Raw genomic sequence first — 24,493 nt, forward strand, 5'->3', positions numbered from 1 at the left:
TGCCATTGCAGTTTTCCCGCGGGCCGTGGTATGAAAACGGGCAGACATGAATACCCAAACGCGCCCTTCTCTCTGGAAATACTTTATCCTGTGCCTCACCAGGAATTACTGCTCCTTCTCCGGAACGGCCCCGCGGCGCGAATTCTGGGGCTTCTACCTCTTTCTGTACATCTTCTCCCTGATTTTCGGCATAGCCGCCGCAGTCCTCTTTGCGGCGGCGCTGCCGTGGGGGGAACTGAAAGGAGTACACGACCAGGCCCAAATGCAGGCCATGCTCTTTCCGCACATCGCCTCCTTCGTCCTCGTCGTGCAAATCATCATGATGGCCTTCTACCTGCCCATCTGGGGCGTCACCATCAGAAGGCTCAGGGACGCGGGGTTCAGCACGGCATGGGGGTACGGCTACATTGCGCTGGGCATCATCGGCCTGCTTAACTGGGCAATTCTGGACCGCTTCCAATATGAGGGCGGTCCCGTGACGCAGTTCCTGGGCATCATTTCCTCCGCCTACTGGCTGCTGCTCATCATTCTGGCATGCTTCCCCTCCCGGCCTGCTGCGGAAGACACGCCTGAATAACCACTTCCCGCTCCTGCGGGGAAAGGCCGTAAATATCTTCCACCAGCCTGTTCATCCGTTCATCGTCCTCCGGACAGTAGGAGGCATGCAGGAACCCGGACAGCCTTTCCGCCTCCTCAAGCATGTCCGGGAGGGGCACGCGGACGGGGGCCCGGAGGATGGGCGCCGTATCCATCTGGAACGCATCCCCCTGCATTTTTCCCCGCAGGCGGAACCAGAACTGCATCAGCCTGGAATTCAACAGGGCCGCCAGGTACTTCATGCTCACGCGCTCCGTGCGGATTACGTTAAATGACATCATCACGTATGCTTCCCGTTCCGTGTAGGTAAACATGGGCCGCGCACATTTGCGGGCGGCGAGAATTTTGGGTCCGGATAAAAAGAACTCCTCTCTTCTGGGCCAGTGCACATGGTAATACTTCATGCGGCCCATCCTCGTTTCCCTGCGGCGCTCCATCAGGGGGCGGAACCTTTCCAAATGGCGAATCAGCGTCACTGCCTGGTCCGAGCCATTATCCGGGGTCAGGTACAGCAAAACCTTCTCCGGCTCCTTCAGGGAATACCTGCCTGCCAAGACAGGCTCATACAGGGGTTTGAGAAAACGCCGTTCCCGTTCCGGCAGCCCATGGAAGTAATCCCGCGGAACCACAAATACCCCATCCCCCCTCCGGATTCCGGAGCGGCGCGCCACTTCCGGCTCCAGGCTCTCCAGCGCACGGGAGGAAACAACGTCCGGATTCGGTACAATCCCCTGGGTGATTTCCTTACGGCCATCCAGCCTGAAATTCCCGGCTGCCTCCATCTTTTCCAGAACGGCCCATTGGGCGGCAGAGCAGAAAGACAGTCCCTCCTCCACGCACGCCCCGGCATCTTCCGGCAGAGGAAACTGACGGTAAGGCTCATGTTTCAGAAATGCGTCCACTTCTTCCATGGGACCGCAAAAGCGCCGGTATTCCGGAACCAGCGGACCGGCTCCGCCTCCCTTCCTTTCCGCCAGAATGGTCATGGTATGGACCCGCGCGTTTTCAAACACCCGGCAGGCCCCGAAATCCGACAGGCGCAGCAAACTGCAATCCGCCAGCAGCTTGCGGCGCAGGGGGGCCGCCCCGGCATTCGCCATCCACTTGTTGGGGACAACCAGGTGCATTACTCCCCCGGGCCTCAGGGCATCCAGTCCCACACAGGCGAACACGTACCAGTAATCCATGCGGGAAGAACAGAAGGAGGCCAGAGGAGAGGATTTCAGCCGGGCAAACAGCTCCCTGTTTCCCTTTTCCCCGACAAAGGGGGGATTTCCGATGACAAGGTCAAAGCCCCCGCCCTCCATCACCGCGGCAAGCCCCTGCCGCCAGACGCCGCCCGCGGTCAAATCCAGGCTGTCCCCGCACAGGAGATGGTCCCGGAAAACGCCTTCCCCACCCGCGGCCAGCAGCGCGCATTGAAAACGGAAACGCGCCACGTCCAGCGCCTCCGGAGAAATATCCACCCCGTAAATATTCTCTTCCAGAATGGAGCGGATTAAATCCGCTTCCGGACATTCCGGCTCCAAGCGTTTCCTGCGGCGTACAAGCTCCTGAAGCATTCCCATGGCAAATGCCCCGGCTCCGGTGGATAAATCCAGAACCCGGATATTTTTCAGCAACACGGCTTCTTCACCACTCCCGTAGTGCGGCAATATGGAATCCAGCCAGAGGGACACCGCCGCCCGCACCATCCGGCGTACCAGGAATGCCGGAGTATACACGGTCCCGGAACGGGGGGCATCCGCCAGGGAGCGTTCCAGCAAACTCCCCAGTACGGACGGGGTGACAGCGCGGAAATCATCTTCCTCCCGCAGGGAAAACGCAAACCCTTCCGGGAGAAGGCATTCATCCCCGGCGCACCGCTTTAACAATTTTCCCATGAGCGCCGCTTTCAACCGCTCCCATACTTCAGGACGGCTCCCGCCGCCTTTCTCCGGCAGGAAACACCGGGCCATGAAACACTCCTGAACGCTGCGCTCCTTCACTGCCGTATTCCTACACCACCCAACTCTTCCACGCAATCAAAAGGGACGGTATCCCAAAATCCCGGCGGGGAGCTGCTTCAGGTACCGGCCTTGTTTTATTAATCTGGAAAATGGGCTGTTATCATGTATTCTCGGCACAATATTGACGGTACCGGCCAATCCCCGGCAACAGAATCACCAACCCCATGAAAAAAAACCTATTCAAAAGATTTTTCCTGATTGCATTAATTATTTTAATCCCGATCTCAATTATTCTGTTTACAAAAAACAACCGCGTCCACATTCAAATTGAACTAACGTCTGGAGAGACTGTTTTTTCCGGAGATGTAGCAGTGACTCAAAACCCGTATTTTTTAAACTTCTCTTCTGACAACATCAAGGAATTCCTGGCGGGAAATGACATTAGGGACGCGGATCAAATAACCATTCGCCATGACGGCCATATGATTTACCAGGGGTATAAAGGCTATCTCAGGTCTTTAGACGGTTCTCAACAATGGGGGCTGCCCGGCAGAGTTATTAAAGACGGCAACATCCTGGCCGACATGTTTGCCATTTCCCATTATTACAATGGCCATATTTTCAACGAGCCGTATTCCAACCAGTATTTTCTTGAGATGTCATGCGTGGATCAAAATGACCCTTTCCCCATGTACGGGGAAAACCCGTAACCGGCAGCGCGGGGATACAGGAATAAACGGCTGCAAACATCCGAATTGACGGAACAAACCGTTTTTTCAAACAAAGTCCGGCTTGCTGAGGGCAAAGCCGGACTTAAAAAAGAAGTGGTACCCCGTCACGGGCTCGAACCGTGGACAAACTGATTAAGAGTCAGCTGCTCTACCAACTGAGCTAACGAGGCACTTGAATGCAGTGGCGTTCCTTGCCGGAACAACCGGATGGTACCCCGTCACGGGCTCGAACCGTGGACAAACTGATTAAGAGTCAGCTGCTCTACCAACTGAGCTAACGAGGCATGTATCCGGCAGTTCCCCACGATGTGTTCCAACTCTGAAGATGGAGCCACTGGTCGGAATTGAACCGACGACCCACGCATTACGAATGCGTTGCTCTACCCCTGAGCTACAGTGGCATCGCGAGAAGCGCGGAGGTAAGTAACCATAACAGCCCCCTTTTAGCAAGTCTTTTTTGCAATAAGGCCGTTTTTTTGCGCCTTGAATCCGGAATTGGAGACAAGCGCGGCAGTTGACAGTAGAAGAGCTTGCATAGGAGGAGGAAACATGGTGGAGTTCATGTCCTCAAAGAGCTTTACTTTCCTTACTTATCATGAAGGCATATTACATTTTCCAGCAGGCGGACGAACAGACCATCAGCGACATTCTGGACTGGATGCGCAACCAGGAACGCGCCATTTACCGCGCCGCCGTGCGTGAACTGGGCGCCCTGAAAAAGCTGCGCCCGGAGTTCATCCAGCGCAAGCCCCTGAAGGAACAGTTTTCCTTCATCCAGAAAATGCTGGGATGGAAGCCCAGCAATGAAATAGGCGACCACCTGCTCCAGGTCTGGCTCCTGCGCAAGCACCAGGACATGCTGGTTACCTTCCTGAACACGCTGGGCATCCCCCATGACGGCAACGGCATTGTCAACGAATTGCCGGAAACGCTGGACAAGGAAAAGCTTTCCAAGGCCGTGGACGAATTGTTTGAAAAGTACTCTCCCGGCGTAGCGTCCGTATACCTTCAGATGTTCCAGCTCCAGACGGAAGACGGCTGGGATGAATTGGCCGAGGTTCTGGCGAACGATCCCCGCGTCACCATTCGCTAACTTTTATCATCCTGCTCCCGTGAAGGGAATATTGGAGCCGCTCCGGAAGGGAGCGGCTCTTCTTATTTTACATTGACTGTCAGTCAATATATTGCTATCTGCGGCAGTACCCTATGAAACGTTTCCTCCTCCTGCCGACGGCATGCCTGCTGCCGTGTTCCTGCATTTCCGTCAATACGGCAGCCCAGACGCTGAACGCCGGGACCGTTTACCGCAACTGGGAGCTGAATGACCGCGCCTACGTGAAAAACGGCTTTGTTTACATCAAAGCCGTGCAATGCGACCAGCGCAAGGAAACTCCAGTCATCGGGCCGCCCATGGCCCAGTCAGACTTCATTTCACGAATGGAGGATATTCCAGGAACGGAAAAAACCGTCTTTTTGCAACTTAGCAAGAAGGACCTTCACGATCCCATAGAATACAAAGACCTCCGGAGCATGGTACTTGAGGAGAATTTCACCGTTCTTCCCCGGTTTTCTCCGCATGGAGCGCATCAAATTACCGTGCCCCGCCTGCACTGGAACAGAAAAGAAAATGCTTCTCCCACCGTAGCAGCCGTAAAGATCGTCAGCGCTCCCTCCACGGGCCGGAGAATTCTGGCGGGAGCCCAGAGCTGCGTGATTGACGCCCCCGGTACCGTGATTGCCAATGTCCTCCTTATTCCGGTCGGCATTGTCGTCACTCCCTGCTTGGGCATCTATAATCTGTGCTCCGGGAAATAGTGAGCCGAGGATATTCCCGGGAAGAAACAAGCGGCCTTCCATTCCCGCCTGGAATTCCTCCGCACGCGGGCAGCATTTTCCTGCACTGGCATGTTGTTCCCCCGGCATGCCTGCCGTCATGAGGAAACACCGTCCGGCGGCTCCGGGCGGAACGTCCAGCCCTCATCCCCGTGATACACCATCATGCGGGTCATGCCGCCGTCAATGACCAGGTTTTCCGCATTGACGAAGCCGGAACGGCAGAGGAAGAAGACAGCCTGGACAATATCCTCCGGCGTTCCGGCGCGCCCGGCAGGATGCTGGAGCGCGTCTTCCCGTGACAGGGGCCCGAATGCCCCCGTATCAATCCAGCCTGGGCTGATGCTGTTCACCCGGACGCCGAAGGGAGCCAGGCTCATCGCGAGGGCGTGGGTCAGAGAGACGAGAGCGCCCTTGGCCGCACTGTAGCTTTCCGTGTCCTTCTGGGACATGGAGGCGCGGGTGGAGGCGATGTTGATAATGGAAGCGCCGCGGGAAAAATGATCACGGAACAGAAGGCTGAGCAGGTAGGGGGCGGAGACGCCCACGCGCAGAACTTCATTAAAGTCCTCATAAGAGCAGCCGGAAAGAATGCCGCGGCGCGTGATGCAGGCATTGTTCACCAGGACATCCACATGAGCGAAGTGGTCCAATACCTTTTCCGCGAAAAAACGCACGTCCTCTTCCGCTCCCGCATCCCCCGTCACGCAGAGATGGCCCTCTCCCGGCAGTTCCTCCAGCAGGGCGGCCGTTTCCTCATGCCTGACATCCAGCACTGCCAGCCGTGCGTCTGCCGCGGCATACGCCTTCGCGATAGCGCGGCCGATGCCGGAAGCGCCGCCCGTCACGACCACAACGCGGCCGGAAAAATCAATATCCGTCATGGACCGATTTTCCTGTTCCGCCGGTGGATGTCAATAGGCTCTCTCCGGCATGCCGCTCTTACTGCGTGTACATCACGTAGCGGTAAAAGCCCATGGCGCGGGAAAGAAGCGGAGAACGGCTCACCACGTCCGTCTCCACAATGAGATGGGCCATAGTGCTGGAAACAGCCATTTCCGCATCCTCCGCCCGGCGGCTGATTCGCTCCATATCTTTGGTTTTCACCATGTTCATCCGTCCGGATTTCTGAAAAATATCAACAACGTAGCGCAGCCTTTTCAGTTTGGCCACCACTTCCACCACCTCCATGGCGCGCTGGTCCGCCGTCGCGGGGTCCTTGATGCCCCTCAGGAGAAACTGGACTCTCTCCAGGCACAGGCAGAATTCCTCCATGGTCATGATGGGGTCCGCCCAGAATTCCTGAAAATCCATCAGCCTGGGCTGTTCCATTTCAAGGCTTACCACCGCTTTCTGCATGGCGGGGGAATCGTACATCCTGACAGTCGCCAGCTTCAGCAGGACCCGGAACGCCCGTTTGCGGTCTTCATCCGCCTTCCTCCTCATCTTCTCCAGCCCGTTATGGTAGTACCGTTCAAATCCGGGAATCCATGTCCTGTACTCCTTTTCCAGCCGGCTGATATTGCCCACCTGCTCCTTGACCATGCGGCCCTGGAGGACTACGGACACGGCATAGGCTTCCGCCGCCACTTTATTATCAATCCCTTCCAGCATGTCCACCATGGCGGAATACTGGTCTAGGTAAGCTTTCAGGAACGGCAGAATCCTGTCGTTCAAATACTGGGCCATCCGCTCCTCCGTCAGGTTGAGCCCGTATTTTTCCAGCCCCTCCCGGATCAGGCCGGAATCATAATACCCGAGTTGATGAATCTTCAGCAATCCCTCCATCATCCGCTCGTGGGCCTGGTCCACACGCTCCTGAAGAATGGAATGAAAGGCGGGATGCTCCTTCCGGGACTCTTCATGCACACGCGGGTTCAGGATCATCAGCCGCCCGCAGTTCATGTCGTAAAGCTTCAGCCTTTCCGTCAGGCGCCCCAGCTCCTCCATCGCGGCTTCCCCCATGGCGCGGTCCTGAATGGAGGCGACCAGATCCGTCATCTGCTCCACATCCTTCAGGCGCAGGGAAAGGAGCTCTTCATAAGATTCCACCGGGGAAAGCTTTCCGGGGTCGCCTTCTTCAACGTATTCCGGCTTATCCTCCTTATCCCCGCAGGAAGACAACGCCAGCAGGCACGCCCCCCCCGACAGCGTTAAACTTAAAAACAGGGAAAAACGGGGACTGAGCTTCATAGGAAAGTGGCGTTGACGAGGGGATTCTGCCCCCCACCCGCATCGGGCAACAGAATTACCGTAAGAAAGCGGCCCCAAAGTGCAAGGCCTTTTCACTTCATCCGGAAAAAACATTTCCGCGCTTCAAGCCTGCGGAAATGTTTTTTTAATATCATGAACACTCTTCTGAAAGAGGAGGTCTCACCTTATTACCCACTCCATCATACCTGCCGTGATTCTTAACATTCTTCAGTACGGGCATCCTCTTCTGCGGGAGGAATGCAGCCCGGTAATCCATATCAGCAGCGACGTTATTTCTCTTCTGGACGACATGCAGGAAACCCTGGCCCAGGGAGGCATAGGCCTGGCCGCTCCGCAGGTGGGAAAGCCCATCCAGATGGTTACCATCAATATCCCCGCCACGGATACCACCACTACCTGGCTGGAGGTAGACGGGCGCCCGGCTACGCTGGAACAAATCATGCCCCTGAATTTCATCAATCCCGTTCTGCACCCCTTCGGCAAAAAAGTGCCGTACCGGGAAGGCTGCCTGAGCATCACCAAGGTTTACGCGGACATTATGCGCCGTTCCTGCGTGAAGGCCGTTCTGACGCTGATGGACGGGCGTACCGTGACCATCAAATGCAACGGGCTGCTGGCCCGCTGCCTGCAGCATGAGGCGGACCACCTCCATGGCGGCCTGTTCACGGACCTGGTTTCCCCCCAGGACCATGACAAGGTAGTGCGCAGGCTCAAGCTGACCCACCCGGACGCCTTTGAGGAAGACGATGACAGCTACGCGCGCCGCATGAAGGAGGAGCGCCGCGCCCAGGCCCGTGAGGCCCATACGCCGCTCCCGCCCAGAAAAACGGCCTGACGTTCCGCCTTATTCCGCCACCCAAAAAAATGCCCCGGCTTTCCACATGGAAAAACCGGGGCTTTCGTTAACATGGTAAAAAAGGCCGGGCAGATCAGACAATCCAGTCCAGAACCACCTTGCCGGACTTGCCGGAATTCATGGCTTCAAAGCCTTCCCGGAATTCCGTGTAAGGCAGGCGGTGCGTGATGATGGGCGCTATGTTCAGGCCGCTGCGGATCATGGAATCCATCTTGTGCCAGGTTTCAAAGATTTCACGGCCATAAATGCCCTTCATCTTCAGCCCCTTCCAGATAAACTTGTTCCACTCGATGCTGGAACCGTCCGGCTGGATGCCCAGCAGGGAGATGTTGGCCCCGTTGCGGGAACTATCGATAATGTCTTTCAGGCAGGACGGAGCGCCGCTCATTTCCAGGCACACGTCAAACCCTTCCGTCATTTCCAGCTCCTTCATCACGTCCTCCAGTTTTTCACGGGTCACGTTTACGGTGCGGTCCGCGCCCAGCGTCTTGGCCAGGCTCAGGCGGAAATCATTGATGTCCGTAATGACTACCGTTTTGGCGCCGGCCTTCTTGCAGACGGCGGCGGCCATGCAGCCGATGACGCCCGCACCCGTAATCAGGACGTCCTCGCCCACCATGTCCCAGGAGAGGGCCGTATGGACGGCGTTGCCCAGGGGGTCGAAGATGGAGGCGATTTCCATCGGAATGCTCTTGTGGATGCGCACCACGTTGTCCTGGGGAATGGAAAGATACTCCGCAAAGCAGCCGGGCCTGTTCACGCCCACGCCCTTCGTGTTCGGGCACAGGTGCTTCTGGCCGGAACGGCAGCTCCGGCAGTGGCCGCAGACGATGTGGCCTTCCCCGGAAACGATCTCCCCGGGCTTGTATTCCGTCACGGAAGAGCCTACGGCTTCAATCACGCCGCAGAACTCATGGCCCACGTGCATTCCCACGGGAATGGTCTGCTGGGCCCACTTGTCCCAGTTCCAGATATGAAGGTCCGTGCCGCAAATGGCTGTTTTATGAATTTTAATCAGAACATCGTTCGGGCCGACTTCCGGCATGGGAACATCCATCAGTTCCAAACCGGGGCCTGCCTGCGTTTTTACAAGAGCTTTCATGCCCCTCATTCATGCTCTTTTTCCCCTGCGGCGGCAAGCTCAAAATTCATTTCCGGAGCGCCGGAAAACAAGTGCCGGAACGTGGCGGAACGCCCTTCCCCGCCCGTGCCGCTCCAGTACGGAAAAACTACGGAAAGGATTCTCCGGAAAGGCATTCCTGTTCAATCAACAATTCAGACACACACGCATTTTGCCCTTTCCAATATTGCCGAACCATGATACCAAGGCATACAGGTTCACCCGTTGAACGCTTACTCCATTTACAGAATCATGGCGAAATCATTCTTACCCACCATTTTCGAACATCCGTATGAAATCGACCCCAAATACGGAAAAAGCGTAGCGTACTTCTCCATGGAATACGCCATTGACAATTCATTCAAAATCTATTCCGGCGGCCTGGGCTACCTGTCCGGCTCCCACATGCGCAGCGCCCATGACCTGCGCCAGAACCTCGTAGGCGTCGGCATCCTGTGGAGCTACGGCTATTATAACCAGATCCGGGCGGAAGACGGCTCCATGGCCACGCAGTACATGCGCAAGAACTACCCGTTCCTGGAAGACCACAATATCAAATTCCTCATCCACGTCTGCGGCGCGCCCGTCTGGGTAAAGGCCTACTTCCTGAATCCGGAAACCTTCGGCACCGCCCCCATGTTCTTCCTTTCCACGGACCTGGAGGAAAACGACGAGGAAAGCCGCAACATCTCCCGCCGCCTGTATGACGCCAACGGCTTCACCCGCATTGCCCAGTATGTGCTGCTCGGCAAGGGTGGCGCCCGCCTCTTTGACGAGCTGGGCATTGAACCGGAAATCTACCATCTGAATGAAGCCCACGGCCTGGCCGCCGCCTTCCACGTGCTTGCCAAGACCGGCAGCGTGGAGGAAGTGCGCAAGCGCTTTGTCTTCACCACGCACACCCCGGAGGAAGCCGGCAATGAAAAGATGGACGTGAACACCATGAACACGTTCTCCTTCTTCGACGGACTCTCCATGGAACAGGTGCGCGCCGCCGTAGGCCTGACGGACAACACGTTCAACTACACGCTGGCCGCCCTGCGCCTTTCCCACATTGCCAACGGCGTTTCCAAGCTCCACGGCGAAGTTTCCCGCCAGATGTGGAAGGACTATGAAGGCGTATGCCCCATCATCCACATTACGAACGCCCAGAACCAAAAATACTGGCAGGACCCGGAACTGGCGGAAGCCTTCCAGGCCCGCAACAAGGAAGCCTTCATCCGCCGCAAGCGCGCCCTGAAGAAAGCCCTCTTCCGCATGGTGGGGGAACAGACGGGCCGCGTCTTTGACCCGAACTGCCTCACCATCGTCTGGGCGCGCCGCTTTGCGGCCTACAAGCGTCCGGACCTGGTCACCGGCAATCCCACCATGTTTGAACGCATGCTCCAGCGCACCAACTACCCGGTGCAATTCATCTGGGCCGGCAAACCCTACCCGATGGACCACGGCGCCATTGAAATCTTCAACCGCCTGAATGACATGACGGCCAAATATCCCCGTTCCGCCGTCCTTACCGGCTATGAACTGGGTCTGAGCCGCTACCTGAAGAACGGGTCCGACGTGTGGCTGAACAATCCCGTGGTCACGCGAGAAGCCTCCGGCACCTCCGGCATGTCCGCCGCCATGAACGGCTCCATCTCCGTCTCCACCAATGACGGCTGGATCTGCGAATTCGCCAAGGACGGGGAAAACTGCTTCGTCATTCCGGAAGCGGCCCCCCACCTCTCCCCGGAAGCCCGCGACCGCTCCGACCGCGACAACTTCTACAACATCCTGGACGACAAGATTCTCCCGCTCTACTACGATCACAACGACAAGTGGATGGACATTGTCTTCAATGCGATGACGGACATCTATCCCGAATTCGACTCCGACCGCATGGCGGACCAGTACTACACGGAAATGTACAACAGCTAGGAAAACTCTTTTCCCGCTTTCATGCAACGGCCGCCCTTCCCTGTGGAAAGGCGGCCGTTCCTGTTCAGGCCTGTTTCAAAAATCCTGGGAACGGAGCTGAAAGTCCCTCAATAAGGCGCGGGCTATTTGGGCTCCTCTTCTTCACCGCCGGCGTCAGCCGCAGACTTGTCCGCAGGGTGTTTGCGGCGGTGCGCAAAAATATTCTCCTGCTGCCACACGCGGGAAAAGGCGGACGTGATCAACCCCGTGGAAATGGCAATGATGGACACGGCTATAAACATGATCACCCCGGTAAAAATGCGCCCCATGGGCGTAATAGGCACCAGGTCGCCGTAGCCCACCGTACTCAGGGTCTCCACGGCAAACCACAGGGCGTCAAAAAAGGAGCGGAACTTCTCCGGCTGGGCGTCGTGCTCCGCAATGTAAATACCCAGGGACGTGACGTACAGCATGAACAGGATCACGGAGAAGAACAGGAAGAACTCATCCCGGATCAGGTAAAAGGCCTTTTTAAAGCTGGCCGCGGTCTGGTTAAACCGGGCCAGCTTGAAGATGGCCAGCACGCGGACAATCCGCAGGGAATAAAGAATCTGCCAGTCCAGCCCGAAAAACATGCCCAGGAACGGCACGCAGACAATAAAATCCAGAATGCCCATGCCGCTGAAAATATAAGTCTTCCGCGGCTTGGCGCACAGCACCCGCAGGATATACTCAAACACAAAGAAATAGCTGATCCAGTAATTCACCTTGGCCGCAATGCGGCCTACCAGCGGGTGAACGTCCGGAATGGCATTCAGCGTGTACAGCATGAACCATACCAGGATCAGCACCCTGACGATGTTCTCCCAGGGGCCGAAATTGGCTGCTCCTTGCTTGGTGCGGGTAATCAGGGGCATGGCGGGAATCAGGAATGAAGGGCGGCCTTCCACTCGTCAGCCTTGAAACCGACGCAAATCCTCCCGTTGGTGATCAGAATGGGGCGTTTGACCAGCATGCCGTTGGTAGACAGCAGCGCTATCTGGTCATCCAGGCTCATGCCGGGAAGCTTGTCCTTCAAACTCATGCTCTTGTAAAGCAGTCCGTTGGTATTGAAAAACTTCTTGGACGGCAGGCCGCTCTCTTCAATCCAGGTCCGGAGTTCCTCCGCCGTGGGGTTCTGCTCCACAATGTGGCGGTCCTCATAGGAAACGCCCTGCTCATCAAGCCATTTTTTGGCTTTCTGGCAAGTCGTGCACTTGGGATATTCAATAAACAAGGAAGACATACCTGCACGCTAGCCCCGCAAACACACCGGGTCAAGCGGCCAGCACAGCCATCCTGCCGTCATGACTTGATTGGAGCACGCCGGGCGCCTCCGCCATGAAAATGGCGACCCCTGAAAGAAACCGCCGCAGGAAGGCCCCGGCGCTCCGGAACGTCAAAGCACCATGGCGCTTCCCAGTTGCGCGATGGAAACGGGATTGGGCTGCCGTTCCCTGAGCGCCTCAGCCAGGGCGCGGGAGGCCTTCTCCTCCCCGTGCGCCAGAATGATATTCCTTTTGGGCCCTCCCGTCCTGTCAAAATATTCCAGCAGTTCCCCATGGTCCGCATGGCCGGAGAAGGAATCCATCTCCCGTATCCTGGCCCGGACGGTGTACTGCTTGCCCAGAATGGGAACCTCCTTCCACCCGTCCATGATCTTGCGGCCCAGGGTATGTTCCGCGCAATAGCCCACAAAAAGGACCGTATTCTTCGGATTGCCGATGTTATTCGCCAGATGGTGCAGGATGCGCCCCGCCTCACACATGCCGGAGGCGGAAATGATGATGGCCTGCTCACTCATCTTGTTCAGTTTCTGGGATTCCCCCACGGAGCGGATGAGCCGCAACTGTTCAAAGCAGAACGGCTCCTTTTCCCGGAACAGGAAATCATACACCTCCTTGTTGAAGCACTCCGGGTGAATACGGAAAATCTCCGTGGCGCTCACGGCCATGGGACTGTCCACATATACATTCAGGGGGGGAAGCCTGCCTTCATGGTACGCCCGGTTGAACAGGTAAAGGAGCTGCTGGGTGCGCTCCACTGCAAAGGCGGGAATGTAAATGCGGCCGCCCAGGTCCAGAGCCTCCCGGATCACCCTGCAAAAGGCCTCGTCATCACGGGAGGGGGCTTCATGGAAACGGCCTCCGTAAGTACTCTCCATCAGCAGGATGTTCACATCCGGAACGGGCACGGGATCACGCAGGAGTTCATTATCCCCTCTCCCCACGTCTCCGGAAAACAGGAAGCGCTTCTTCCGCCCGTCTTCCCGGTCCTCAATATCCAGGCACACCTGCGCGGCCCCCAGAATATGGCCCGCATCATAAAACGTGAGCGTCACGCCCGGAACGACGGGGATGGAACGTTCATACCCGATATTCACGAACTGGCGCATGCACCGTTCCGCGTCCTGTTCGGAATAAGTAGGATAAACTTCCGGCTGCTGAATGCCCCGGCGCTTATTCATCTTATTGATAAACGCGCAGTCGTGCTCCTGGATGCGGGCGGCATCCGCCAGCATGATCTGGCAAAGGTCCCGGGTAGCAAACGTACTGTAAATATTCCCCTGAAACCCCTGCTTCACCAGATTGGGAAGATTGCCGGAATGGTCAATGTGCGCATGGGAAAGAATAACCGCATCCACCTCCGCCGGAGAAAAATAGGGAAAATCCTTGTTGATGTGCCAGGCCTCCTCACGCCGCCCCTGATACATGCCGCAATCCAGAAGAATCCTGCTCCCATTCACCTCCAGCAAATGCTGGGACCCCGTCGTCGTACCTGCCGCGCCGCAAAAATGAATTTTCATTAATACATGTGTACAACATGCCTCCGGTCAACGCAAGAAATCAGTGCCTTCCGGGATGATGAATTTCATATGCCCGTGCTCACAATTTCAAGTTCCCGGCATTGACTCTCACCCATCACAATTCTTCATGCCCACGCTGCACGTTTTCCTTAAAAAATTCTTACCCCGCAGAGGGGGCCCTGAACCGGGAAAAGCAAAAAGCTGGTTGCCCTTCAAGAAAGGCCAAACGTAAAAACGGCCAGAAATGGAAGAAATCATGAAATAGACGGAGAAAGAGCTGCAATGAAATCCACTCTTCTTTCTATTTTCAATAATTCAATTCCTCATACTCCCCACGGCGAACCGGAAATAGACCGCCTGCCGTCATCCCAAAGAGAATGATGGCCAATTCAGACAAGCTGTTCAAATCCATTCATTCCGGAAAGCCTTAAAACCGGACTTCCATGCCCGTTCCACAAAAAATCAACGCAGCCGCCCATGAGGCTAATGCAGGATCATATGATTTCACCTTCACATCCGCCAGCCCGGCGGGATGCTTCAAGGAAATCCGCGGAAAAAGGATGGGAAAATCCCGCCAGGTTATGATTGCCGCGGCGCGATGGAAGTTATTTATCTTCCGGCTTGGTTTCCAGGGGCTTCTCCACTTCCACGTCAATGGGCTGGGAAAGCTCGGGAGAGGGACGGGACTCCGGCTTGGAGGCGGGAGCATCGCTCATGGTTTCCTTCTCCGTCTTCAGCAGTTCTTCTTCAAACTCGGACTTGGCCTTCTTGAATTCTCCCAGGCTCTTGCCCAGGCCGCGGGCGAATTCCGGGAGTTTCTTAGCGCCGAACAGCAGGAAGACAATCACCAGAATGGCGATAATCTCCGGCGTTCCCAGTCCAAAAATTGCTAACGTGTTCATCATGGAGTGCTACGGTCTTTTTAACAGATTTTTTTCATGCCGGATACCTCATAATACGCTTCATGCGTCATCGGAGGATTCCTGTTCCTGTTTTTGCTGCTCCGCAAGCCTTCTGACGGCAAAACGGTGGAAACGCCAAACGACCAGGAAGATTACCAGGGAAAGCGCAGCCATGCTGCCCCACAGCAGCCCGAACGCGGCGGAGGCCGCCCCTTCATCCCCCAGTTCTCCAGCCTGGTTCCAATAATAATAGGACAGCACCGGATTCCAGGACAGAGAACTGCCGGGCAGAAGATGGAGCCGCGCCATGCGGTTCATGGCCGGCAGATAGGCCGCCTGGGCGGAGGCTTTCATCAGGGAATCCCCCTGCGCGTCATCGCCCCGTGTATAATACACCTGGGCCAGCATGTACATGGCCTTGGGGTCCCCCGTAGCGTCTGCCGCGCGCCGCAGCAGCCTGTAGGCTTCATCTGCATCCAGTTCCCCGCCTTTCCCGTTCTGGAGCAATTCCGCGGCCTTCAGGGCGGCAGGGGGGTAACCGATGGCGGCGGCTTCACGGTACAGGGCCAGCGCACGCGCCGCCTGTTCTGCGGAAGGAGTTCCTTCCATCAGCATATCAGCCAGGGCCGCCATGCTGTAGGGGTCTTTCCATTCCGCGCCTTTTTCAAACCAGTTGAGGGCTTTTTCCCGGTCAGGGGGCATATGCCTGCCGTCCCGGTACATCATGCCCAGTTCCATTACGGCGCCCAGATCCTTCCGGCTGGCCGCCTTTTCAAACCATTCCACGGCCTTGGCCGCGTCCTGCGGGACGCCCAGGCCATCCCGGTACTTGAACGCCAGAAGCCCCTGCGCCGTCAGGTTGCCGCTTTCCGCCGCGCGGAGAAGGTACGGAACCGACTTTTCCGGAGAGCTGTCCGGAACCAGCTTCCGTTCATAAACAAGGGCCGCCCACAACGCCGCCTTGGAGTCACCGGCGTCCGCCTCTTTCCTCCACGTTTGGAGGGCTTTTTCATAATAGCGGTCTGCCGTTTCCTCATCCTTCGGACCGCCCGTTCCCTTGGAGGCCATTACAGCCACCTGGTACTGTGCCGCGGCATTGCCGCTGTCAGCGGCGCGGGCAAACCAATACCGGGCCTTTTCCAGATTTTTGGGATACAGGCGGCTGCCTGTATAAAACAGCTTGCCCAAATCCAGCATGGAATCCACGTCACCGCCATTGGCCTCCTTCTCTACCAGGGAAACGTATTCAGACATCCATTTGGACGTCTCCGGGGCATTTCCCTCCACATCATAGTGCACCGCCAGCTCCCGCGCGGCAGCCTTATCCCCGTTCAGGGCTTTCTCCCGGAGGCCGGACAGATAAGCCCCAAAATCTCCCTCACCGGCTGACGCCGGGGAGGGAGCATCCTGAGATGCATGAAGCGGAGGCTGAACGAGGCACAGCCCCCACAATCCGGCAAGGAGCCACCATTTGCAATGCTTCTTCATACCGGAACAAGTCAATCATTAACGGCCTCTGTTTCCGCGGGAGAACCCGCCGGAGGACCTGCCGCCAAAGCCCGGTTTGCGAAAACCTCCTTCACGGCGGTCACCACCAAATCCGCCTTCGCGGCGCTGGAACCCACCCTCACGGCGATCTCCACCAAATCCGCCTTCACGGCGTTTGAAGCCTCCTTCGCGACGGTCTCCTCCGAACCCGCCTTCACGGCGCTGGAAGCCACCCTCGCGGCGGTCTCCTCCAAATCCGCCTTCACGGCGCTGGAAACCTCCCTCGCGGCGGTCTCCACCGAATCCGCCTTCACGGCGCTGGAAGCCTCCCTCACGACGGTCACCACCGAATCCGCCTTCACGGCGTTTGAAGCCTCCCTCGCGGCGGTCTCCTCCAAATCCGCCTTCGCGGCGCTGGAACCCACCCTCACGGCGATCTCCACCGAATCCGCCTTCGCGGCGCTGGAACCCACCCTCACGACGGTCTCCTCCGAATCCGCCTTCGCGGCGCTGGAACCCACCCTCACGGCGATCTCCACCAAATCCGCCTTCACGGCGTTTGAAGCCTCCTTCGCGACGGTCACCACCGAATCCGCCTTCGCGGCGCTGGAACCCACCCTCACGGCGATCTCCACCGAATCCGCCTTCGCGGCGCTGGAACCCACCCTCACGGCGATCTCCACCAAATCCGCCTTCACGGCGCTGGAAGCCTCCCTCGCGGCGGTCTCCTCTGAATCCGCCTTCGCGGCGCTGGAAGCCTCCCTCACGACGATTTCCACCGAATCCGCGTTCACGGGGACGGAACCCGGAATCATCCCGAAGGTCTTCACCTTCCTTGATTTCATCCTCGTCCTCCGTATCCGCAAAGCGGGTCTTCATTTCCGGAGTAGGTTCATAAGAATCCCCGGCTTCAAAATCTTCCGGATTAAATACATAACCTTCATCGGAATCAGCGCTCTTCCCGCCCTGTTCTCCCTTGGCGGAAGTCCCGGCGACAAGCTGGGAAGCGCCCAGGTACTTGCGCTGGCGGGGAGGATTCTTCAGCAGAAGGGCTACGTCCGCATCATCCAGGAATCTCCAGCTTCCGGGTTCCAGATCGCCCCCCCACAGGGAACCGATGCGCACGCGCACCAGCTTGCGGACTCGGAGGCCCAGGCACTGGAACATCTGGCGCACCTGGCGCTTCAGCCCCTGTTCCAGAACAATGCAGGCGCGGCGCGCGGAAGCGCGGCAGACGTACTTGGCCTTGGCATTGCCTTCCGGAATGCGGACTCCGCGCAGAAACTGCATCAGCACGGAATTGTCAAAATTCTGATCTACCGTCACCCAGTATTCCTTCTCAATCCCGCCGGTGGGGTGGGAAAGGGTCTGGGTCAGTTCCCCCTTGTTCGTCATGATCAGGAGGCCTTCGGAATCGGCATCCAGCCGTCCCACGTAATTCAAATGGCGCAGGCGCGGCGGCAGCAGGTCGTAAACAGTGCCTATGGCCCCCTGGGCTTCACGGCTGCATACGTACCCGCGGGGCTTGTTCAACAGCACCACGACTTCCTCCATGGGGGTCATGTGGCGGCCGTCCACTTTCACGAAATCTTTCTCCGTCACCCTCATTCCGGGCGTATCAATAACCTTCCCGTTCACTTCCACGCGTCCTTCCTCAATCAGTCTGTCGGCCACCCGGCGGGAATCAATGCCGCAGGATGCGAGGAATTTATTAATGCGGATACCTCCGTTTTCTTCGGAGCCATGTTGTTCTTCACTCATATTGGTATAATGTCCGCTATCTCAGCGGATGGTTTTGTATTGTTTGTATTACGGCAATTTGCGCCCCCAAAAAAAGAGGGAAGGCCTTCTTTGCCGGAAGAAAAAAGCCTCTCGGTTCATAGACATCCGAGAGGCTTCCTGTATTAGGAAAATGACTTGCCGTGCATAACTCCGCCGGGAAACTCTCCGGAGGGGGTAAAAGCAGGCTTAAGCTTCATGCTTGGTCTTCGGCAGGCCGAGGGGGCTTTGGCCCTTCTTCCATTCGCCGCGTTCCTTGAGAAGCTTGACGCGTTCAAAACGCTTCAGGACGGAACGCTTGCCGCCTACGGTACCGGTTGCTTTGAGGCTGGAATGCTTGGACATGATCTTGTGTTTTGTAAAAGGTTCAGAAAGGTGCTTTACACCACCCTCGCGGTGGCAGGCGAGGTCTTATAACGGAAGGCCCTGGTCTTGGCAAGAGAAATTTGACGCGCCGGTCAAATATCTCATTCCATGGCATCCTCCGGATGCGTCTTCAGCCACTCCCTCCATAAATCCGGACGGTTCAGCCGCGTACGCTCCAGGGACTTCCCGTGCTTCCACTTTTCAATGGCGGGGTGGTTGCCGCCCAGGAGGATGTCCGGAACGGCCAGCCCGCGGAACACGTTCGGCTTGGTATAGGCGGGAGCCTCCAGAAGGCCGTTGGAAAAAGACTCCTCCACGGAAGAGCGTTCATCCCCCAGCACGCCGGGAATCAGGCGCGCCACGGCATCAATCACCACCACGGCGGCAATCGCCCCGTTCGTGAGAATATAATCTCCGATGGACAGCTCCACATCCACCAGTTCTTCCACCACGCGGTGGTCCACCCCCTCATAATGCCCGCAGAGGATGATGAGGTGGCCGCCGGATGCGGCCAGCTCCCCGGCCAGGGACTGATTGAAGGTGCGGCCCTGCGGAGTCATCAGCACCACGCGCGTTTCCGGCCTGCGGAGTTCCTCCACGGCGGCAAAAATGGGTTCCGGTTTCAGCAGCATGCCCTGCCCGCCTCCGCAAAGGTAGTCGTCCGTCTTGCGGTGTTTGTCCACCGTCCAGTCACGGATGTTATGGCAGCGCACCTCCACCAGCCCCTTTTCACGGGCCTTCCCCAGGATACTGCCGCCCAGGGGGGCTTCCACCATCTCCGGGAACAGGGACAGAACATCAATAATCAGTTCAGCGGCCATAAGGGAAACCGTCAGCGTTCGCGCTTGTGGCCGCGCAGCATGGCCTCAATGAAGGGGTCCAGGTTGCCGTCCATCACGTCCTGAATATTGCCGGACTCCACGCCCGTGCGCAAATCCTTGACCATTTGGTAAGGCTGGAAGACATAGGAACGGATCTGGTTGCCCCAGCCGATGTCCCCCTTCTCACTATACTGGCGGTCGGCTTCAGCCTGCTTCTTGTCTTCCTCAATCTGGTACAGCTTGGCGCGCAGCATGTTCATGGCCTCCTCCTTGTTCCGGAGCTGGCTGCGCTCGTTCTGGCAGGCCACAATCACTCCGGAGGGAATGTGCGTGATGCGCACGGCGGTTTCCACCTTGTTCACGTTCTGGCCGCCCTTGCCGCCGGAACGGTAGGTGTCCACCTTCAAATCCTTATCCAGAATCTCAATATTGATGGAATCGGAAACTTCCGGCGTGGCATCCAGGGAAGCGAAGGAAGTGTGCCGCTTCCCTGCGGAATCAAAGGGAGAAATGCGCACCAGGCGGTGAATGCCGCGCTCATTCTTCAAATAACCGTAGGCGTACTCTCCATCCACCTTCAAGGTCACGGAACGGATGCCAGCGTCATCCCCGTCCGTACTTTCCAGATAAGTCACGGAAAAACCGCGGCGCTCACACCAGCGGATATACATGCGCAGCAGCATGGACGCCCAGTCACAGGCTTCCGTGCCGCCGGCTCCGGCGTGGATGGTCACGTAACAGGAAGCCTGGTCCTGCGGACTGTTCAGCAAAGTCAGCAGCTCAAAATCCGCCAGGGATTTCTGCCATTTGGCAAACTCCTCCACGGCCTCCCGGCCCAGGTCGTCGTCATCCGCCTCCTGGGCCAGTTCAATGGTGGCGTCAATATCCTCCAGCCTGGACTTCAGCCTGGAAAAGGCCTCCATTCTGTGTTTCAAGGGGTTCACTTCCGCCATCAGCGCCCGGGCGGCATTCTGGTCATCCCAGAAATCCGGTGCGCTCATGCGTTCGTCCAACTCGGCCACTCGTTGTTGAATGCCGGCCAGGTCAAAGATAGCTCCCGAGCTCGGAAAGACGGCTGTGCAAAGCAGCCGTGTCGAGCGCCGAGAGATCTGCAGCGATATGGGGATCCATGCGCGGGAACCTACCACGAAACGGCTGAACGGAAAAGGGCAAAATACCAATTCCCGCGGTCATGCGTTTTCATGGGGAAATTTCCTGTGGAGAACTTCGGAGGGTTTCTTCCAGGACCGGAAAAACGGGCTGCAAAGCTTGCGCCCCAACCGGGCTTTTCCGGTTTCCGGCCTTCATCAATTAACAGCCTCCAAAGCACAGCGGAGGCTTAATTCAAATCCCGCTGCCACCGGAACTAAACACTTACCGGGCGGAATCCTCCCCGGCGCCTTCAAAAGGCCGTATCCGGCAGGACTTGAGCTTTTCAATCTCCTCAAAAGTCATGATATGCTCAATCTGGCAGGCAACCTCATTAGCGCGTTCTTCCGGAAGGGCAAGCTCCTCCCGCAGAAAATCAAACAGGATGCCATGGCTGACAATGATTTTTCCGGCGATCCGGCGTCCCTGGGGGGTCAGCTTGACCGGGGCGTACTGCGTATATTCCACCAATCCCATGTCCGCCAGCTGCTTCACGGCAGACGTCACGGAAGGCATCTTTACCTTAAGCATCTCTGCAATATCCCGCACCTGGGCCGTTCCGCTCTTTTCAGACAGCAGCCCGATGGCCTCCAGATAATCCTCATTGCTCTTGGTCAGCTCCAACATGGTATAAGAGAACAGTTAATCCCTTAGGCGAAACTAACTCAAGACTTTTTCCATTCAAATTTGGAATGAGAAAAAAAACCGCCGCGAATATCACTATTCGCGGCGGTTAAATCAATCAGTGAATTACGGAGATAAGCTTACTTCTCTTCAGAAGGGCTCCATTCCTCGTTTTCACGGGTAGCCAGGTTGAAGGCGTGTTCCAGGCCCACCATGTCACTGCTCGGGCGGAGAGCTTCAAAGGAGGCGGTTTCACGGCGGAGCTGTTCGGTGTCGTAATTGACGGCCTTGATGGAAAGGCCGATGCGGCGTTCGATGCTGTCCACCTTGATCACGCGGGCGGTGATTTCATCACCAACCTTGATCACGTCCTTCACGCGTTCCACGTGGTCTTCGCTAAGCTGGGAGATGTGAATCAGGCCGTCAATGTCCCCGTTCAGGTTCACAAAGGCGCCGAAGCTGGCGATCTTGGCCACCTGCCCGGTCACCATGTCGCCCACCTTGAAGCGGTCATTGATGGATTCCCACGGATCGGACTCAAGCTGCTTGATGCCAAGGGAGACACGCTGGTCTTCCTTCTTGATTTCCAGAACGATGGCTTCCACTTCGTCGCCCTTCTTGAGGACTTCGGAGGGGTGGTTGATCTTGCGGGTCCAGCTCATGTCGGACACGTGGATCATGCCGTCGATGCCTTCTTCCAGGCCCACAAAGGCGCCGTAGGGAGTAAGGTTGCGGACCTGGCCCTTGATAACGGTGCCGATCGGGAAGCGGGATTCGATATCCGCCCAGGGATTGTCTTCCAGCTGGCGGACGCCGAGGGAGATTTTCTGTTCCTTCACGGAAATGGAAAGCACCACGGCTTCGATTTCCTGGTCCAGCTTCAGCACGTCGCTCGGACGGGTGATTCTCTTGACCCAGGACAGTTCGGAAACGTGCACCAGGCCTTCCACGCCCTTTTCCAGCTCCACGAAAGCGCCGTAAGGCAGGAGCTTGGTCACGCGGCCCTTGACATGGGAATTGATCGGGTACTTGCGTTCGATGTCCGCCCAGGGGTTGTCCGTCATCTGCTTCAGGCCCAGGGAAACGCGTTCCTTTTCACGGTCCACTTCCAGAATCACGACTTCCAGGGACTGGCCGATGTGGAGCATTTCGCTCGGGTGGTTCACGCGGCCCCAGCTCATATCCGTGATATGAAGCAGGCCGTCCATGCCACGGAGGTCCACAAAGGCGCCGAAGTCCGTGATGTTCTTCACGAGGCCTTCCACCTTGTCGCCTTCCTTGACGGTTTCAAGGAAGCGCTGGCGCTGGTCGGCGCGTTCGGCTTCGATCACTTCGCGGCGGGAAAGGACGATGTTCTTGCGGTCGTCGTTCACCTTGACGATCTTGAACTCGTAAACCTTGCCCACGTATTCGTTCAGGTCGCGCGGAGGAATGATATCCACCTGGGAACCGGGGAGGAAGGCTTCCACGCCAACGTTGACCATAAGGCCGCCCTTGACGACGCTCTTCACTTTACCCTTGACCAGGCCGCCATCGCGGTACACGCCCACGATCTTATCCCAGTTCTGCTTATGGGCGGCCTTTTCCTTGGAAAGGACGACGATGCCTTCGTCGTTTTCGAGGCGTTCCAGAAGGACCTCGATCTGGTCCCCCACTTCAATCTCCTCGTCTTCAAACTCGGAAATGGAAATAGCGCCTTCGGACTTGTAGCCGATGTCCACCAAAACGACTTGGGGACGGATTTCCTGGATGGTTCCGGTAACGATGGAACCTTCACGCAATTCGCGGAACTTGCTGTCAATAAGTTCCGCCAGTTCAGTTGTGCTCATTTAAATGGTTGATGAGTTAGTATTGCCGATTTTTCTCATGGCCCCTTATTGGCCGGCGGGCAATCGGGGCGCCTTCCCCCGCCGGGCGAAAAATCGGTTGCCTTCAATACCAGTTCCAGGCAAGAACTCAAGGCTTTTCTTGAAAACTCCTTCCGATTTTTTCCCGCCCCTGCGGCGCCCCGCCGGACAACGACGAAAACGAGCGTACAAAAACCTTGTAGACCTCCCTTCCCATGTTAAATTCCGGTTAATGAAAAAATGCGGAACCTCCGCATTCATCAACCATCCCTGCCGCAACGCCATGAAAAAAATCATCCTTGCCCTGATCGCCGCCGGGCTGTCCTCCACAGCCCTTCTTCACGCCGCGGAAACCGTCAAACTGGACAAGCCGGACCTGGAACGGGGAGCGCCCGTTATGAAAGCCCTGTCCGACCGTCAATCCATCCGGAGCTTCTCTGAAAAAATGCTCTCCCAAAAGGATCTGTCAGACCTGCTCTGGGCCGCCAACGGCGTCAACCGGCAGGAATCCGGGAAACGTACTGCCCCATCCGCCATGAACCGCCAGGACGTCAAAATTTACGTATGCACGCAAGACGCCTCCTACCTGTATGACCACAAGGCTCACGCCATGGTTCCCGTCAGCGATGGGGATGCGCGTCCGGCGGACGCCCCCGTGTGCCTCGTCCTTGTGACGGACACGGCGGAACCATGGGCGGCCATGGATGCGGGCATCGTCTCCCAGAACATCTCCATCTTCTGCTCCGGAACGGGGCTGGCCACCTACCCCCGGGCCAGCATGAACAAGGATGCCCTGGCAAAGGCCCTGAAACTAGTCTCCCCTCAAACGCCCATGCTCTGCCATCCCGTAGGGTATAAAAAATAACAACTTCCGGTTCCGTCTGCCGGATGGTCCGGGAGAAGGGCCACCCGGAACCGGGAGGGAATTCCGTAACCGGTAGAATCAGGGCTCCGGCAGAATATCCACGTAAATGCCGGGAGAGCTCCCTTCAATGGGCATCGCGCCCACCGTCCGGGCATAAAACTCCGCAGGCCCCACCCCGCCGATAATCCCGTAGGCATGCCCCATCTCCCGGAGCGCGTTCAATGCGGAAACCAGCAAAACCTTGCCCACGCCGCTCTTGCGGGCCTCCTCTGCAACCCCCATGGGACCGAGAAAGCCGCGCGCCGTCACGTCATAGCACGCAAAGCCGAGAATCTTCTTTTCCCGTGTAGCAATATAACAGGAAACAGGCTGGCGGCTAAAGGCGGTCTTTGCCTCACTCACCCACTTGGGAGAAAAATTCCTCCCCACCCAGTCAGCCACCAGATGGCGTTCATAAGCCCCCGGCCGCCGGATCAGAATGCCTTCCTTTCCAAGCTTCCGAAGCTCTTCTTCAATACCGGGCAAATCATACAGCCGTACCAGCATATCCATCATAACCCCGGCACCCTATCACAACCAAGTTCTGGCGCGAATAAAAAAAACTGGACAAA

23 protein-coding genes and 3 tRNA genes are annotated in these 24,493 nt (G+C 57.1%); 7 read left to right on the top strand and 19 right to left on the bottom strand.

All coding sequences use genetic code 11. The annotated features are described in order from the left end of the window. The first annotated feature begins 46 nt into the window (after positions 1–46). Positions 47–577: a DUF805 domain-containing protein gene (locus tag ABGM91_RS01280; RefSeq protein ID WP_354833115.1), complete on the top strand. Its 531-nt coding sequence runs from the start codon at positions 47–49 to the stop codon at positions 575–577. On the opposite strand, the gene ABGM91_RS01285 is transcribed toward ABGM91_RS01280, so the two are convergent. After that, positions 525–2,480 (bottom strand): TaqI-like C-terminal specificity domain-containing protein, encoded by a 1,956-nt coding sequence (locus ABGM91_RS01285; RefSeq protein ID WP_354833117.1) that lies wholly within the window; start codon positions 2,478–2,480, stop codon positions 525–527. The genes ABGM91_RS01280 and ABGM91_RS01285 overlap by 53 nt on opposite strands. Before the next feature lie 290 nt (positions 2,481–2,770). Between ABGM91_RS01285 and ABGM91_RS01290 the strand changes: the two genes are divergently transcribed. Further along, positions 2,771–3,256, top strand: a complete 486-nt coding sequence (locus ABGM91_RS01290) for a hypothetical protein (protein ID WP_354833119.1) — start codon at positions 2,771–2,773, stop codon at positions 3,254–3,256. 115 nt (positions 3,257–3,371) lie between these two features. On the opposite strand, the gene ABGM91_RS01295 is transcribed toward ABGM91_RS01290, so the two are convergent. The 3 genes from ABGM91_RS01295 to ABGM91_RS01305 all read right to left on the bottom strand — a co-directional run bounded on the left by ABGM91_RS01295 (position 3,372) and on the right by ABGM91_RS01305 (position 3,678). Beyond that, a tRNA-Lys gene (locus tag ABGM91_RS01295) sits at positions 3,372–3,447 on the bottom strand. Positions 3,448–3,485: 38 nt separating this feature from the next. Next, a tRNA-Lys gene (locus tag ABGM91_RS01300) sits at positions 3,486–3,561 on the bottom strand. A gap of 42 nt (positions 3,562–3,603) precedes the next feature. Continuing rightward, positions 3,604–3,678 (bottom strand) — tRNA-Thr (locus ABGM91_RS01305). A 194-nt stretch (positions 3,679–3,872) separates the two neighbouring features. Here ABGM91_RS01305 and ABGM91_RS01310 point away from each other — a divergent pair. Next, positions 3,873–4,370: a hypothetical protein gene (locus ABGM91_RS01310; RefSeq protein ID WP_215428919.1), complete on the top strand. Its 498-nt coding sequence runs from the start codon at positions 3,873–3,875 to the stop codon at positions 4,368–4,370. 113 nt (positions 4,371–4,483) lie between these two features. Next, positions 4,484–5,092, top strand: a complete 609-nt coding sequence (locus tag ABGM91_RS01315; protein WP_354833121.1) for a hypothetical protein — start codon at positions 4,484–4,486, stop codon at positions 5,090–5,092. A gap of 116 nt (positions 5,093–5,208) precedes the next feature. Here the strand turns inward: ABGM91_RS01315 and ABGM91_RS01320 are convergent, their stop codons facing one another. Further along, positions 5,209–5,994, bottom strand: coding sequence for an SDR family oxidoreductase (locus ABGM91_RS01320; protein ID WP_354833123.1), 786 nt, complete (start codon positions 5,992–5,994; stop codon positions 5,209–5,211). Between the two features lie 58 nt (positions 5,995–6,052). Continuing rightward, positions 6,053–7,303: a hypothetical protein gene (locus ABGM91_RS01325; RefSeq protein WP_354833125.1), complete on the bottom strand. Its 1,251-nt coding sequence runs from the start codon at positions 7,301–7,303 to the stop codon at positions 6,053–6,055. Between the two features lie 211 nt (positions 7,304–7,514). On the opposite strand from ABGM91_RS01325, the gene def reads away from it, so the two are divergent. After that, positions 7,515–8,159 (top strand): peptide deformylase, encoded by a 645-nt coding sequence (gene def, locus ABGM91_RS01330; RefSeq protein ID WP_354833127.1) that lies wholly within the window; start codon positions 7,515–7,517, stop codon positions 8,157–8,159. 94 nt (positions 8,160–8,253) lie between these two features. On the opposite strand, the gene tdh is transcribed toward def, so the two are convergent. After that, positions 8,254–9,291 (bottom strand): L-threonine 3-dehydrogenase, encoded by a 1,038-nt coding sequence (tdh, locus tag ABGM91_RS01335; protein ID WP_354833129.1) that lies wholly within the window; start codon positions 9,289–9,291, stop codon positions 8,254–8,256. Between the two features lie 261 nt (positions 9,292–9,552). On the opposite strand from tdh, the gene glgP reads away from it, so the two are divergent. Next, on the top strand, positions 9,553–11,217 hold the full coding sequence (glgP, locus tag ABGM91_RS01340) for an alpha-glucan family phosphorylase (RefSeq protein ID WP_022396089.1): 1,665 nt from the start codon (positions 9,553–9,555) through the stop codon (positions 11,215–11,217). Positions 11,218–11,339: 122 nt separating this feature from the next. On the opposite strand, the gene ABGM91_RS01345 is transcribed toward glgP, so the two are convergent. The 11 genes from ABGM91_RS01345 to ABGM91_RS01395 form a co-directional block, all read right to left on the bottom strand. Then, on the bottom strand, positions 11,340–12,113 hold the full coding sequence (locus ABGM91_RS01345) for an ion transporter (protein ID WP_290565758.1): 774 nt from the start codon (positions 12,111–12,113) through the stop codon (positions 11,340–11,342). Positions 12,114–12,121: 8 nt separating this feature from the next. Beyond that, positions 12,122–12,481, bottom strand: a complete 360-nt coding sequence (locus ABGM91_RS01350) for an arsenate reductase family protein (RefSeq protein WP_354833132.1) — start codon at positions 12,479–12,481, stop codon at positions 12,122–12,124. Positions 12,482–12,634: 153 nt separating this feature from the next. Further along, the gene (locus ABGM91_RS01355) at positions 12,635–14,041 is read right to left on the bottom strand and encodes an MBL fold metallo-hydrolase (protein ID WP_354833134.1); all 1,407 of its coding nucleotides are present in this window, start codon (positions 14,039–14,041) and stop codon (positions 12,635–12,637) included. A gap of 605 nt (positions 14,042–14,646) precedes the next feature. After that, entirely contained in the window at positions 14,647–14,928 is a 282-nt protein-coding gene (locus ABGM91_RS01360) for a twin-arginine translocase TatA/TatE family subunit (protein WP_343206615.1), read from the bottom strand. 75 nt (positions 14,929–15,003) lie between these two features. After that, positions 15,004–16,431, bottom strand: a complete 1,428-nt coding sequence (locus tag ABGM91_RS01365; protein ID WP_354833136.1) for a hypothetical protein — start codon at positions 16,429–16,431, stop codon at positions 15,004–15,006. An 18-nt stretch (positions 16,432–16,449) separates the two neighbouring features. After that, positions 16,450–18,192 (bottom strand): pseudouridine synthase, encoded by a 1,743-nt coding sequence (locus tag ABGM91_RS01370; protein ID WP_354833138.1) that lies wholly within the window; start codon positions 18,190–18,192, stop codon positions 16,450–16,452. A 207-nt stretch (positions 18,193–18,399) separates the two neighbouring features. Then, the gene (locus ABGM91_RS01375; protein ID WP_012419301.1) at positions 18,400–18,555 is read right to left on the bottom strand and encodes a small basic protein; all 156 of its coding nucleotides are present in this window, start codon (positions 18,553–18,555) and stop codon (positions 18,400–18,402) included. Positions 18,556–18,677: 122 nt separating this feature from the next. Further along, the gene (gene trmD / locus ABGM91_RS01380; protein WP_215428930.1) at positions 18,678–19,397 is read right to left on the bottom strand and encodes a tRNA (guanosine(37)-N1)-methyltransferase TrmD; all 720 of its coding nucleotides are present in this window, start codon (positions 19,395–19,397) and stop codon (positions 18,678–18,680) included. Between the two features lie 11 nt (positions 19,398–19,408). Continuing rightward, positions 19,409–20,528 (bottom strand): peptide chain release factor 2 gene (gene prfB / locus ABGM91_RS01385; protein ID WP_343206612.1). Its coding sequence is split into 2 segments (ribosomal slippage): positions 19,409–20,443 and positions 20,445–20,528, totalling 1,119 coding nucleotides; the frame shifts between segments, so codons are not numbered across the junction. A gap of 243 nt (positions 20,529–20,771) precedes the next feature. Next, on the bottom strand, positions 20,772–21,173 hold the full coding sequence (locus tag ABGM91_RS01390; RefSeq protein WP_215428932.1) for a metal-dependent transcriptional regulator: 402 nt from the start codon (positions 21,171–21,173) through the stop codon (positions 20,772–20,774). Between the two features lie 137 nt (positions 21,174–21,310). Next, positions 21,311–22,999, bottom strand: a complete 1,689-nt coding sequence (locus tag ABGM91_RS01395) for a 30S ribosomal protein S1 (RefSeq protein WP_102712389.1) — start codon at positions 22,997–22,999, stop codon at positions 21,311–21,313. A gap of 301 nt (positions 23,000–23,300) precedes the next feature. On the opposite strand from ABGM91_RS01395, the gene ABGM91_RS01400 reads away from it, so the two are divergent. Then, positions 23,301–23,882: a SagB/ThcOx family dehydrogenase gene (locus ABGM91_RS01400; RefSeq protein WP_215428943.1), complete on the top strand. Its 582-nt coding sequence runs from the start codon at positions 23,301–23,303 to the stop codon at positions 23,880–23,882. A gap of 78 nt (positions 23,883–23,960) precedes the next feature. Here ABGM91_RS01400 and ABGM91_RS01405 read toward each other — a convergent pair whose 3' ends face one another. Then, a complete protein-coding gene (locus ABGM91_RS01405) occupies positions 23,961–24,437 on the bottom strand; it encodes a GNAT family N-acetyltransferase (RefSeq protein WP_354833142.1) in 477 nt (158 codons plus the stop codon). Between the last annotated feature and the right edge of the window lie 56 nt (positions 24,438–24,493).

The sequence above is a fragment of the Akkermansia muciniphila genome, from assembly GCF_040616545.1.
Taxonomy (GTDB): Bacteria; Verrucomicrobiota; Verrucomicrobiia; order Verrucomicrobiales; family Akkermansiaceae; genus Akkermansia; species Akkermansia muciniphila_E.